Here is a 12,169-nt window from a genome sequence, read left to right as displayed (position 1 = left end):
ACGCTGATATGAGGCTGATATGACTAGGAAACGCGTTGTCATTGCGGTCGTGGTGGCCGTCGCGTTGATTGCCGCCGGTGTGACCGGAGCCAAACTGGTGCTCCCGAAGATGGACGACACCAAGGCGATGTGCGCCGAATTCACCGACGCCGTGGGCCTTTACCCAGGCAACAAGGTCCAGTTGCTGGGCATCGAAGTGGGTGGGGTAACGGCCGTCACGAACAAACCGGACTTCGTGCAGGTCGACTTCACCGTCCCCAAAGATCTCGACCTCCCCGCCGACGTCGGAGCCGTCACCTACTCACAATCGATCGTCACCGACCGGCATGTCGAACTGACCAAGCCCTACAGCGGTGGGCCGAAATTCACCGGCTCGCAGTGCATCAAGCTGGAAAGCACCAAGACTCCGCTCGGCATCAGCGAAACCTTCGCGGCCGCAGACAATTTGGTTGACACCTTGCTGGACACCCCGCCGGGGACGGACCCGTCGAAGTCGCCAGGCGCGCAAGCCATCAACGACACCCTCCGCGTGGTGAGTCGGTCGTTGGAAGGCACTGGCACGGAGCTCAATCAAACGCTGCGCGATTTGGTCACCATCATCGGCGACCCGAATCTGGCTGACGCCCACACTCGCGAACTCGTCGACAACGGCGAGTTGCTCACCTCGACCTTGCTGCAGAACTGGGGCAACGTCGCGACCGCGTTGGTCACCCTGCCCGGCAGCCTCGCGATGATCGAAGGACTCGCGGACGGCTTCGGGTCCGCGTTGCACGATCTTGCGCATGCGCTGCCGATCCTGGTCGACGCGCTGAACCGGTTCGCGCCCAGGGTCTATCACAACATCACCGACAAGCTGATCCCCTGGGTCCGGGACATCCTCAACGCCTATACCCCAAACATCGTCGGGACCATCAATTCATGGCCACAGTTCACCAATTGGCTGGCTGACACGGTGGAACCGTCGTGGGGCACACACCATGTCCCGTATGTGCCCCCGCAGGTGTCGGTTTCGCCACCACAGGTCAGTGCGATCTGCGGGTTGCTGCGCGAACGGCACACCCCGGGTAGCGAAGCGGCTTGTGCGCCCGGCACCGCCTCGGATCCGGTCACCCTCGGTCTGACCGACCTCATCCTGGGGAACGCACTGTCATGACGGGACGAACGATGCGCGGGCTGAGCGTGCTGCTGAGTGCCCTGGTGATCGGCCTGACGGGCGCGTGCTCACTCGACCCGACGCGGTTGCCGGTACCCGGCTCCTACGTTCCGGGAGGCAAATACAGCGTCAAGATCGAATTTTCCAGCGTGCTGAACCTGCCGGCCAAGGCCAAGGTGGACTACGGCGGCGTGCGGGTCGGTGTCCTGAACCGAGTTGAACTGGTGGGCAACACCGCGGTCGCCTACGTCGACATCTCCGATACCGCTGCGCTGCCGCAGAATACGCGCGCCGAACTCCGTCAGGCCACCGTGCTGGGCGACATCTACATCGCGCTGATGCCGCCGGACGACCCGGCGCCGACGCCGCTGCGCGACGGCGACACCATTCCATTGCGGAACACCACGCCGGCCGACAACGTCGAGAACATGCTGCGCGGGGTGTCGAACCTGGTAACGGGCGGAACGCTGACCACCTTGCAAGAGTCACTGGTCAACTTCAACAACGCGTTTCCGAAGGATCCGTCCGAGCAGATCCGTATTCGCAACAAGCTGACCGGCCTGCTGCACGACCTGGCGGCGAACCAAGAGACGATCGATGAAATCCTCGCCAGCGCGGAGAGCGTCACGAGCACGTTGCACGCCGACGCGGCAGTGCTGGACAGCTTGATGGCCAACGGCCCGGGCAACATCAACGCGATGACCGGCGTACTGCCGGACATCCTTCAACTCCTGGTCTATCTTCAGGGACTCGGCCGCGGCGGAGCTGACTTGCTGGTGCCACATGCGCCCGACTTCATCCAGATGCTTTCCTACGTCACGCCGTTGGTGGGTTCGATCGCGACCGCCGACACCACGGTGCCGGTCAACGTCGACAAGTGGAATGCGTTGATCCGCGACAAGCTGATCCCGTTCTTCAACAACGGCGGCCCGAAATTCAATGTCACGCAGGTTCATCAGCCGCAGGGCCCGCCGGAAGTGGATCCGGCGGACAAGGCGGACCAGGCGATTTCCGCGTTGCGAACGATGGGGCTACTGCCATGAGGTTGAAGGCCGCGACGACTTTGGTGCTGCTGGCCGTGATGACGGTGTTCGGAGTGGCGTATCTGTCCCTCGAAGTTCTGAAGAAGAACCCGACCGTAAAGCCCACTCGGGTAACGCTTGTGCTGGACAAGTCGGGCGGGCTGTTGCCGACCTCGCAAGTGACGATGCGCGGCATCCAGGTGGGTCGCGTCACCGGGGTCCAAGCCACACCGAGCGGTCTGAGGGTGTCGATCGATCTCGACCCCGCCCATCCGGTACCGGCCAATAGCGCGATAAGCATCCAGAACCTGTCATTGGTGGGCGAGCAGTACATCGACTTCAAGACGAAACACATTGCGCCGCCGTACTTCAGCGATGGCGCGGTGATCCCCGCGGATCGGGTGGCTCCGTCGGTGACGGTGAGTGAGTTGCTCGCCAAGGCCAATGGCCTTCTCTCGGTGATCAATCCGAATCACGTCCAGAGCATCGTGACCACCGTCTCCGAGGTTTTTGCGAACAATGACGCGACCCTGGACTCGTTGGCCACCACCGCGGGCTTGGTTTCCAAGATGGAGTTAGAGAAGAAGCAACTGCTTACGACGCTCTTCGGCAACGTCTTCACGCTGGTCGCCGATCTCGATGAGGTACACGCCGACGCGTCGCTGCGCCAGGCCGGCATGGTGTTGCCCCCGGCGCTGTTGGCGCTGACCAAGTTGGTCCGCAACACCGATGAGTACACCAACGCTGCGGACGGTACCTTCGCGCCGGGCGCTGCGGTGCCGACGATGGTTGCCAATATCAACGAGTACATCGATATGTTGTCCGGGCCGCTCGGAACTTTCGCTACTGTCCTGGAGCCGGCCACTGAGCCCCTGTACGGAGTCAGGGTCAACGGGGGGCATTGGATGGACTTCTGGGAGTCGACCTTCAACGACGCGGGCGGGCTGCGTCTACAGGTGAATGCGCCTGAGGGGCAATAACAGTGAGGATCGAGCATGAGCGCCGACACGATAAGTGACACCGAAGAGAGCGTCATCGACGACAGCAGTGTCGACAGCGCCACCCGGGAAGTCGAGGCGACTGAAGAAGTCGAGGCGGCCGACGAGGCGGACGACGCCGACGACGCCGACGACGCGGACGAGAAGGCCGCCGACGAGAAGGCCGCGGCTGGCGAGAAAGCCGACGACGAGGGCGAGTCGCGGCTCGGTCGGTTGCGCAAGCTCCGAATACGGCCGTCGCTGTCATGGCGCACGGTTGCCGCCTTGCTTCTGTTGGCGGCGATCGGCGGGGCGTTCTTCGGGTACCGCCAGTACGACCGGCTGAACCACGAGGTCACGGCCCTGAAGCAGGCCGAATCGGACCGCGCAGCTGCCGCCAAGCTGGCCAAGGAGTACGCGTTGAAGTCGCTGACGTACACCTATGAAAACCCGGACGCCTTTTTCCAGTCCGTGGAGGACGGCGTCTCCCAATCCCTGAAGGACAAGTACGTCAACGCCACCCCCATTCTCAAGGGCGTCATGGTGCAGGCGCAGGTCACGTCGTCGGGCGAGGTCCTTGCTACCGACGCCGTCGCACAGCCCGGGGACGTGTACCAGGTGGTGGTATCCGCCGCGCAGACCACACGCAACTTGCAGAATCCCAAGCCCCGCGTATCACTGATCCTGTTGCAGATCACCGTCAACAAGGTCGACGGCAGTTGGCAAGTCTCCGACATCGGACCGAAGACGGGTAGTCATGCCGGCAACGCTGACCAGCTGCCGCCGCCGGTGCCCAGTCCCGCCCCGGCGCCGGCCCCTGCACCCGCGCCACGGCGTTAGGATGTGCCGCCTGAAAAAGTAACGCCCCTCCGCGACTCCTAGGAGGTTTGGCCGACGCGCCGCGCGGACATTCGTAGTGGCATGTGCGCCGCCTCAGACGTCAAGGACCGGGTGGTGCTGGCGCACAACCTCTACGACGGCGAGACCGCGTCCCCCGCAACTCGCGCCCTGGCGGACTACATCATCGCCCAGGTCGAACAGATCGAGCGCGGCGACGAGGGCCTGCGCCGAGGTGAGGATCCCATTCACGACACCCGAGTGTCGATCCGGCGGTTGCGCAGCACGCTGCGGGTGTTCGGCAAGCTCTTGGATGAGTCGGCAATCGATGGCACGGAAGACGAGTTGAAGTGGTTCGCCGGCCTGCTCGGGGACGTGCGCGATTGCCATGTGCAGCAACGCCGGTTCATCGAAGCCCTGAATCAGATTCCCGACGAGCTGGTGCTAGGGCCGGTCAAAGCGCGGATCCGCAAGGACCTTCGAGCGGCTGAGTTGCCGTCCCGAACTCGGGTGAGCGAGGCAATGGACTCGGCGCGGTATCGCGCACTCATGGACGTGCTGCGCCTATGGCGGGCAGCACCGCCGATTGCCGGCAACGACATCACGGCCAAGACGTTGCGGAAGCGAGCCCGCCGTGCCGAGCGTAAGGCGGATCAACGGTTGGCCAAGGCGCTCGAGTCGGGTGACGATGACATGCTGCACACCGCACGCAAGGCCGCCAAACGGGCACGTTACGCCGCCGAGTTGCGCAGGCCGCTGGACCAGCGTGCGAAGCGGACAGTGAAGCGCTACAAGCACATACAAGGGGTGCTGGGGGAGCACCAGGATGCCGTGATCGCTATCGAGGCGCTGCGTCGGTTGGCGGTAACGGCGGGTACGAGTTCAGGGGAGAACGGCTTCACGTACGGCATGTTGTACGAGCGTGAGCGTCGAATCGCTGAGCAGTGCCGGGCTGACGCACAGCGGCTCCGATAAGTGCAATCCGGGATGGCCCGTTGAGGGGGCGGGCTATCCCGGATTGCTCTCTAACCGATCTTAGGCCGTCCCGCGGTAATTGCCTTGCGGGTAATTGCCTTGGGCGCTGTAGTCGGCGTCGGCGTCCGCGGTGCCGCGGGTCGGTGCGGCCGAATCGTCACGCCACGCACCGTCATGGCCGTTCTCGGTCCACTCAGCTCGGTCGGCTTGGTCGGTTCCATCGTCACGCTGGTCCCTCCGGACCGTCGGATCGATGCTGTCAGCGCGTTCCCACTGTTCCCGTAGCTGGTCGCGCGATGTCGTGGCTTCGTTCTGGTGCTCGGCCGCCTGCTCTTGCAGTCTGGCGGCTTCCGCGGCCTTGACCTCTGCCTCGGCCTGAGCCGCACGCGCTTTGGCGGCGGTTTCGTTGGCCAGTGCTTCGCGCCGCTCAAGCTCGGCGGTCTGCATTCTGGCCTGCTCGCGAATCTCTTCGGCCTGCCGGTGCTGGCGGCGACGCTTCGCCCTGTTCATGGCCAGGACGAGGATGATGACGACCGCGATCACCGCCACGGCGACGACGATCCAGACAATATTGCTGGTACTCATTTGAGCTCCATAGGTTGTTGGGTATGCGGTTGTACCCCGGCCCGTGCCTACCGAATCCCCATATTCGACATCGATAAAACGGCGGGGTTCGCCTCGCTCCCGCGACGATGCCCATCTTGTCACCGACCGTTCGTACAATCGAAAGTATGTTCGAAGGACAGACGGACGCCGACGTAGTCGACGCGATCGCCGCCGCGGCACGCGAGCAAAACGTGCAGTGCGCAAGAGAACTGGCCGCAATAGGCGAACTGTATGCACGCCGCGCTCCGGTAGGTGACACCGAGCGCGATCAATGGGCCATCGATGGACACGCGAATGTGGTCGCCGAGATCTCCGCGGCCCTGCGCATCACTCGAGCCAGGGCCAGTGGGCACCTCCGCTACGCGATCGCGCTACGCGAGCGGTTGCCACGCCTCGCGGAGGTATTCGCGCGAGGAGACGTCTGTTTTCGAGTGGTGGCGACGGTGATCTCCCGCGTTTACCTGGTGCAGGATCCGAAGATCCTCGCCGAGCTCGATCAGGCCATAGCCAGACGCGCGCCGAAGTGGACGCGGCTGTCAACGGCGAAGCTTGGCGAACGCATCGATATGTGGGTTGTTCACGCTGATCCAGCTGGCGTTCGGGTACCGCCCGAACGAGACGATGTTCGCTTCGTAGAGGTCAAGCCCAGCAGTGATGGGATGGCACAGGTGTGGGCGCAGCTGCACGGCAGCGATGGAGTTGCGTTGGATCAGAAGCTCGAGGCGCTCGCCGACACCGTGTGTCGTGAAGACCCCCGGAACAAAGAACAGCGGCGTGCCGATGCCCTCCGGGCGTTGGTCGACGGCGCGGATGGATTGCAGTGCCAGTGTGGCTCGTCCGATTGTGCTGCTGCACAACGGAAGACCGACACCAATGTGGTAATTCATGTCTTGGCCGAGCGGGCGACGATTGACGGTGACTCCGAGGCCCCCGGATATCTGCCGGGGTTCGGCCCGGTCTCGCCGGCGTTGCTGCGCGACTTGGCCACCACCGCCAAGCTCAAGGACTTGGTTATTCCGCCGCTCAGCCCAGAACCCGGATACCGGCCCTCGGCGGCTCTCGCTGACTTCGTCCGCTGCCGGGACCTCACGTGCCGATTCCCCGGATGTGATGCACCCGCAGCAGTCTGCGACATCGACCACACGATCCCTTACCCGCTGGGTCCGACGCACGCGTGTAATCTCAAGCTACTCTGCCGTTTTCACCACCTGCTGAAGACCTTCTATGCCGGGGTAGCGGGCTGGTTGGATCTCCAGCTACCCGATGGCACGGTGGTGTGGACCAGTCCGACGGGCCACATCTACCGCACCGAACCTACTGGCGGTGTCTTCTTCGAATCGCTGAGCCAACCGACGCCGATGGCGTTACGCGGGCTAAAGATGCCTCGGCGGAAGCGAACCCGTGCCGCCGAGCGCCATGCACGCATCATGGCCGAACGGCGCATCAACGAGGAACGATTCGCCGCGCAACCACCGCCGGATTTCTAACCTGACGGTCGGGTCAGAATGGCCATATGGCATTGGACCTGACCGAATACTTTGACCGCGTCAACTACCGCGGGACCACCGAGCCGACGCTTGAGACACTGCAGGCTTTGGTGACGGCGCACACCCGAGCGATTCCGTTCGAGAATCTCGATCCGTTGCTGGGTGTGCCGGTTGACGACCTGGGCCCAAATGCGTTGGCCGACAAGCTGGTAAGCCGACGGCGGGGTGGTTACTGCTATGAGCAGAACGGACTGATGGGTTACGTGCTGGCTGAACTCGGTTACCAGGTGCGACGCTTCGCCGGCCGGGTGGTCTGGATGCTGCCGCCGGATGCACCGGTCCCCGCGCAGACCCACACTGTTTTGGGGGTGACTTTCCCGGGCTCGGACGGCTCATATCTGGTGGACGTCGGTTTCGGCGGCCAGACGCCGACGTCACCGCTCCGCCTGCAAACCGGCGGCGTCCAGCAGACGACGCACGAGCCGTACCGACTCGAGGACCGCGGTGACGGCCTACTGCTGCAGGCGCAGGTCCGTGGTGAGTGGCAGTCGCTGTACGAGTTCACCACCGAGACCCGTCCCCAGATCGATCTGACGGTGGGTAGCTGGTATGTCTCGACCTGCCCGGCGTCCCACTTCGTCACGGAGGTGACCGCCGCGATGGTCACCGACGATGCGCGGCTGAATCTGTCCGGCCGCCAGCTGACCATCCACCGTGCTAGTGGATCCGAGAAGGTCCTACTCGACGACGCCGCCGCCGTGGTGGACACGCTCCGCGACCGGTTCGGAATCAACGTGGACGATGCCGCCGAGCGCGATGTGCTCGTGGCCCGCATCGACCAGCTACTGAGCCGACAGCCAGGGCCCCATTCGGTGTAGGGCCTCTTCGATGTCGCTGGTAGGTCCGGCGAATGAAAGGCGTACGAAGGACCCGCCGCGCGCCGGGTCGAAGTCGATGCCCGGGGCGATGGCAACCCCGGTGTCGGCCAGCAGCTTTGAGCAGAAACTCAGCGAATCTCTGGTGAAGTCGCCGACGTCGGCGTAGACGTAGAACGCACCGTCGGTTGGGGCCAGCCTCTCGACGCCGATGCCACGCAAACCGTCGAGCAACAGAGATCGATTGACGGAGTAATGCGCCAGGTGCCCGTCGGCTTCTGCCTTCGATTCCGGCGTGAACGCCGACACCGCCGCGATCTGCGACAGCACCGGCGGGCAGATGGTGAAGTTGCCGGTCAGGCAGTCGACCGCACGGCGGAGCTCGGTTGGTACCAGCAGCCAGCCCAACCGCCAACCGGTCATCGCGTAGTACTTGGAAAAGCTGTTGACTATCACGGCATTCCGCGACGTCTGCCAGGCGCAGCTGGTCTGCGGCGCGCCCTCGTAAACCAGCCCGTGATAGACCTCATCGCTGATCAGTCGCGCGCCGGTCTCGTCGCACCACGATGCGATAGCCGCCAGCTCCTCGGGCGGTATGACCGTTCCCGTCGGATTGGCCGGGCTGGCAACGATAACCCCCTGCACCGGCGGGTCGATTTCGGCGAGCATCTGCGCCGTGGGCTGGAACCGCGTCTCCGGGCCGCACGCGATCTCCACCACCTCGCATCCGAGTGCCGACAGGATGTTTCGGTAGCAGGGGTAGCCGGGACTGGCCATCGCTACCCGATCGCCGACGTCGAAGCAGGCTAGGAAGGCCAGTAGGAACCCGCCGGACGAACCCGTGGTGACCACCACCGCGTCGAGGTCGACTTCGATGCCGTGCTTGTGTTGGTAATCGGCCGCGATGGCACCGCGGAGTTCTGGGATACCCAGCGCCACGGTGTAACCCAATTGGTTGAGATGCAGGGCGGACGCCGCGGCGGCCCGTACCGGCTCGGGGGCGCCGACACTCGGCTGCCCCGCGGACAGGTTGACCAGATCGCCGTGGGTGCGCTGGCGTTCCGCTGCAGCCAGCCAGACATCCATCACATAGAACGGTGGGATCCCGGCCCGCAGCGAGACGTGATCGGTCACGGCACTCCCGGCAAGACTTCTGCTTCGAGCCGGCGCAGCAGCTCACGCGGTGTCTCCAAGAGATGCGTACTGCCGTGTGCACGTTTGAAATACAGGTGCATGTCGTGTTCCCACGTAATGGCGATGCCACCGTGCAGCTGAATGCCTTCGGCCGCGACGGTGCTCAATGTCTCGCTGGCGGCCAGCCGTGCGGTGGCGGCGTTGGTGGGGGTCGGGTCGTTGCACGCTTCGTCAACCACCGCCTTGGCCGCGGCGACTTTGACGTAGAGATCGGCCATCCGGTGCTTGAGCGCCTGGAAACTGCCGATCGGCCGGCCGAATTGCACTCGGCTCTTGGTGTATTCCACGGTGAGTTCGAGGCAGCGTTCCGCGGCGCCGATCTGCTCGGCCGCCAGCAGAATCGCCGCTGTGTCCGCAATTCCAGGGTCCGCACCCAGGTCGGCGGATTCTTCAGCTCGCACCTTCGCCAACCGGCGGGTCGGGTCCATGGTGACGACGGGCTCCGCGCTGAACCGTGTCCACCGGCTCAGCTTGCCGCCTTTGCCGTCTGTGGCGACGACGACGTCGGCGACGTCGCCGTTGACGACATAGTCCGAGTCGAGCACGAGCGCGCCTATCGATTCTCCCGAGGCCAACGCTTCCAACGTCTCGGCATCGGGCTCGTCAACGGACAACAGGGCGAGTTCGGCAAGGGTGGTGCCCAGCAGGGGAGACGGCACGAGTGCGCGACCAAGTTCCTGTAAGACCGTTGCCGCGTCGGCCAATTCACCACCGGCGCCGCCCAGCTCTTCCGGTATCACCAGAGCCGCGGCGCCAACCTGCTCGCACAACAACTTCCACAGCGACTCGTCGTAGCCGCGGTCGGATTCCATGGCGGCGCGCACCGCAGCGGGGCTGGCGTGCTTGGTGACCAGCGCGGCCACAGTTTCGCGCAGCAACTCCCGTTCTTCACTCATTGGCGCCGCTCCTCTTCATCGCTGTGCTCTGCATCGTCGCCGGCGCGACTCATAGCGCCTCCAGCACTCGTCGCCGGTGTTCCTCGGGCGTACCCCAGGCCGTCCGCAAGGCCTGCACTCGCAGCAGCAACAACGACAGGTCGTGTTCTTGAGTGAACCCGATGGCGCCGTGGGTCTGCAACGACGATCGCGCGGCCAGCAGGGCCGCCTCGCCCGCCGCCGCCTTCGCGGCGCTCACATCCCGAGGTTCCAACGTCAGCGCCGCGCCGTAAACCAGCGGTCGGGCCAATTCGACGGCGATGTGTACGTCGGCGAGCTTGTGTTTGATCGCTTGATACGACCCGATCACCCGGCCGAACTGGGACCGCTGCTTGGCGTACTCGACGGCTGCGGTCAACAGCGCCTCGGCCGCTCCGACCAACTGGGCGGCGGTGGCCAACGCGCCGAACTCGTACGCGCGCTTAGTGTCCGCCTGCCACGTCGCGCCAGTGGCCGCCACTTCGTAGAGGTGGCGGCTCGGGTCGACGGATTCGTGCTTGTCGCCGGCAGTCGCTTCGCTGACTTCCCCCGCATCGGGGCCACCGTCAACCACCAGCACCAGCCCGGCCGTGTCGGCGTCAACGGCATAAGGCACCTGCGGCGGTTGTGCAACGGTCGCGATCAACTCACCGGAAGCAAGGCCCTCGCTGCGGTCGTCGCCGGCGAGCAAGATCGGTGCGACGGCAATGGATTCGGTGACCGGGCCCGGAACACACCAATGGCCGAGTCGTTCGAGCGCGACCACCAGATCGACGGGATGAGCATCCAGGCCGTCAAACTTCTCCGGCACGATCAGGGCGGTGACGCCGAGATTGGCGAGTTGCTCCCACACCTTGCGGCCGGGCGCGAAGTCACCCGCCGACCACGCGCGCACCGCGGCGGGCAGATCCGCGGCGCCCAGCGCCGCGTCGATGCTGGCCGCGAAGTCGCGCTGCTGTTCATCTAAGGCAAAGTCCATTACCGCTTCTCCCCTTTTGGTTCGCGGGGCAGACCCAACAAGCGTTCCGAAATGATGTTGCGCTGAATCTCGTTGGTACCGGCGTAGATCGGGCCGCCCAGCGCAAACAGCAGGCCTTCGGTCCACGGCCCGGCCAGTTCGCCGTGGGCGCCCCGGATGTCGAGTGCGGTCTGATGCAATTCGACGTCGAGTTCCGACCAGAACACCTTGGTGACCGACGATTCGGCGCCCAACTCCCCGCCGGCGGCCAGTCGGGTCACGGTGCCGAAGGTCTGCAACCGGTAGGCCTGCGCTTTGATCCATGCGTCGGCAACCCTGTCGGCGAATTCCGGCGGTGAGCCGCTGTCCTTCCACAGCTGCACCAGTCGCTCCGCGGCGGCCAGGAAGCGCGCCGGGCTGCGCAGCGACATGCCACGCTCGTTGCTCGACGTGCTCATGGCGGCGCGCCAACCGTCGTTCGGGGTGCCGATGACGTCCTCGTCGGGCACGAAGACGTCGTCCAGGAAGATCTCACCAAATCCGGTGTCGCCGCCCAGTTGGACGATCGGACGCACAGTGACGCCCTTTGCCTTGAGATCGAACATGCAGTACGTCAACCCGTGGTGGCGTTGGGATTCCGGGTCGGAACGGAACAGGCCGAACCCCATGTCGGCGAACGGCGCCCGCGAACTCCAGATCTTCTGGCCGTTGAGCAGCCAGCCGCCGTCGGTCTTGGTGGCGGTGGACCGCAATGACGCGAGGTCGCTGCCAGATTCCGGCTCCGACCAGGCCTGCGCCCAGATCTGTTCCCCGCTGGCCATTTTCGGCAGGATCCGGTCGAGCTGTTCTTGGGTGCCGTGCGCGAACAGGGTCGGCGCCAGCATTGAGGTGCCGTTGGCGCTGGCCCGTCCCGGCGCGCCGGCACGGAAGTACTCTTCCTCGTACACCACCCAGTGCAGCAGTGGAGCGTCCCGACCGCCGTACTTCTTCGGCCACGTGATCACCGACAAGCCGGCGTCATACAGCACCCGGTCCCAGATCCGGTGCTGGGCAAATCCTTCGGCATTGTCATAGGACTTCGTCGGGATCGACTCACGGTTCGCCGCAAGGAAATCGCGCACCTCGGCCTGAAAGGCCAGCGTCTCTTCGTCAAGTGTCAGGTCCATCTGGA

General features: G+C 64.6%; 12 protein-coding genes. 7 read left to right on the top strand and 5 right to left on the bottom strand.

The window, feature by feature from the left end; translation table 11 throughout:
- Positions 1-19: 19 nt before the first annotated feature.
- From G6N68_RS25345 to G6N68_RS25325, 5 genes are all read left to right on the top strand, one after another.
- Complete coding sequence (locus G6N68_RS25345) at positions 20-1,153, top strand: MlaD family protein (RefSeq protein ID WP_163718989.1); 1,134 nt, start codon at positions 20-22, stop codon at positions 1,151-1,153.
- Complete coding sequence (locus tag G6N68_RS25340) at positions 1,150-2,196, top strand: MlaD family protein (protein WP_163718988.1); 1,047 nt, start codon at positions 1,150-1,152, stop codon at positions 2,194-2,196. Before G6N68_RS25345 ends, G6N68_RS25340 begins: the two co-directional genes overlap by 4 nt.
- Positions 2,193-3,155: an MlaD family protein gene (locus G6N68_RS25335; protein ID WP_163718987.1), complete on the top strand. Its 963-nt coding sequence runs from the start codon at positions 2,193-2,195 to the stop codon at positions 3,153-3,155. The genes G6N68_RS25340 and G6N68_RS25335 overlap by 4 nt, the downstream gene beginning before the upstream one ends.
- A 15-nt stretch (positions 3,156-3,170) precedes the next feature.
- Positions 3,171-3,992 carry a hypothetical protein gene (locus G6N68_RS25330; RefSeq protein ID WP_163718986.1) on the top strand — a complete coding sequence of 274 codons (822 nt, stop codon included), beginning with the start codon at positions 3,171-3,173 and terminating at the stop codon, positions 3,990-3,992.
- A gap of 81 nt (positions 3,993-4,073) precedes the next feature.
- On the top strand, positions 4,074-4,964 hold the full coding sequence (locus G6N68_RS25325; RefSeq protein ID WP_163718985.1) for a CHAD domain-containing protein: 891 nt from the start codon (positions 4,074-4,076) through the stop codon (positions 4,962-4,964).
- A gap of 60 nt (positions 4,965-5,024) precedes the next feature.
- On the opposite strand, the gene G6N68_RS25320 is transcribed toward G6N68_RS25325, so the two are convergent.
- Entirely contained in the window at positions 5,025-5,549 is a 525-nt protein-coding gene (locus G6N68_RS25320) for a hypothetical protein (RefSeq protein WP_205351515.1), read from the bottom strand.
- 146 nt (positions 5,550-5,695) lie between these two features.
- Between G6N68_RS25320 and G6N68_RS25315 the strand changes: the two genes are divergently transcribed.
- Together G6N68_RS25315 and G6N68_RS25310 are read left to right on the top strand one after the other, a co-directional pair.
- Positions 5,696-7,057 carry an HNH endonuclease signature motif containing protein gene (locus G6N68_RS25315; RefSeq protein WP_163718984.1) on the top strand — a complete coding sequence of 454 codons (1,362 nt, stop codon included), beginning with the start codon at positions 5,696-5,698 and terminating at the stop codon, positions 7,055-7,057.
- 26 nt (positions 7,058-7,083) lie between these two features.
- Positions 7,084-7,935 carry an arylamine N-acetyltransferase family protein gene (locus tag G6N68_RS25310; RefSeq protein WP_163718983.1) on the top strand — a complete coding sequence of 284 codons (852 nt, stop codon included), beginning with the start codon at positions 7,084-7,086 and terminating at the stop codon, positions 7,933-7,935.
- Here the strand turns inward: G6N68_RS25310 and G6N68_RS25305 are convergent.
- The 4 genes from G6N68_RS25305 to G6N68_RS25290 are packed head-to-tail and all read right to left on the bottom strand — an operon-like array spanning position 7,900 to position 12,164.
- Positions 7,900-9,066, bottom strand: coding sequence for a pyridoxal phosphate-dependent aminotransferase (locus tag G6N68_RS25305; protein WP_163718982.1), 1,167 nt, complete (start codon positions 9,064-9,066; stop codon positions 7,900-7,902). The two genes, G6N68_RS25310 and G6N68_RS25305, sit on opposite strands and share 36 nt — an antisense overlap.
- Positions 9,063-10,022: an acyl-CoA dehydrogenase IpdE2 gene (gene ipdE2, locus G6N68_RS25300; RefSeq protein WP_163718981.1), complete on the bottom strand. Its 960-nt coding sequence runs from the start codon at positions 10,020-10,022 to the stop codon at positions 9,063-9,065. Before ipdE2 ends, G6N68_RS25305 begins: the two co-directional genes overlap by 4 nt.
- A 49-nt stretch (positions 10,023-10,071) precedes the next feature.
- Complete coding sequence (locus tag G6N68_RS25295) at positions 10,072-11,019, bottom strand: acyl-CoA dehydrogenase family protein (RefSeq protein ID WP_163718980.1); 948 nt, start codon at positions 11,017-11,019, stop codon at positions 10,072-10,074.
- Positions 11,019-12,164: an acyl-CoA dehydrogenase family protein gene (locus tag G6N68_RS25290; RefSeq protein WP_163718979.1), complete on the bottom strand. Its 1,146-nt coding sequence runs from the start codon at positions 12,162-12,164 to the stop codon at positions 11,019-11,021. The genes G6N68_RS25295 and G6N68_RS25290 overlap by 1 nt, the downstream gene beginning before the upstream one ends.
- Positions 12,165-12,169 lie beyond the last annotated feature (5 nt).

Origin of the sequence: Mycobacterium bourgelatii, from assembly GCF_010723575.1 — a bacterium.
Lineage (GTDB): Bacteria > Actinomycetota > Actinomycetes > Mycobacteriales > Mycobacteriaceae > Mycobacterium > Mycobacterium bourgelatii.
This window is presented reverse-complemented; position numbering and strand designations above follow the sequence as displayed.

Excerpts from the sequence above, each read along its gene's own strand:
- G6N68_RS25325 (WP_163718985.1), top strand. The coding sequence starts at position 4,074 with ATGTGCGCCGCCTCAGACGTCAAGGACCGGGTGGTGCTGGCGCACAAC.
- G6N68_RS25330 (WP_163718986.1), top strand. The coding sequence starts at position 3,171 with ATGAGCGCCGACACGATAAGTGACACCGAAGAGAGCGTCATCGACGAC.
- G6N68_RS25310 (WP_163718983.1), top strand. The coding sequence starts at position 7,084 with ATGGCATTGGACCTGACCGAATACTTTGACCGCGTCAACTACCGCGGG.
- G6N68_RS25295 (WP_163718980.1), bottom strand. The coding sequence starts at position 11,019 with ATGGACTTTGCCTTAGATGAACAGCAGCGCGACTTCGCGGCCAGCATC.
- G6N68_RS25320 (WP_205351515.1), bottom strand. The coding sequence starts at position 5,549 with ATGAGTACCAGCAATATTGTCTGGATCGTCGTCGCCGTGGCGGTGATC.
- G6N68_RS25315 (WP_163718984.1), top strand. The coding sequence starts at position 5,696 with ATGTTCGAAGGACAGACGGACGCCGACGTAGTCGACGCGATCGCCGCC.
- G6N68_RS25340 (WP_163718988.1), top strand. The coding sequence starts at position 1,150 with ATGACGGGACGAACGATGCGCGGGCTGAGCGTGCTGCTGAGTGCCCTG.
- G6N68_RS25335 (WP_163718987.1), top strand. The coding sequence starts at position 2,193 with ATGAGGTTGAAGGCCGCGACGACTTTGGTGCTGCTGGCCGTGATGACG.
- G6N68_RS25345 (WP_163718989.1), top strand. The coding sequence starts at position 20 with ATGACTAGGAAACGCGTTGTCATTGCGGTCGTGGTGGCCGTCGCGTTG.
- G6N68_RS25290 (WP_163718979.1), bottom strand. The coding sequence starts at position 12,164 with ATGGACCTGACACTTGACGAAGAGACGCTGGCCTTTCAGGCCGAGGTG.
- ipdE2 (WP_163718981.1), bottom strand. The coding sequence starts at position 10,022 with ATGAGTGAAGAACGGGAGTTGCTGCGCGAAACTGTGGCCGCGCTGGTC.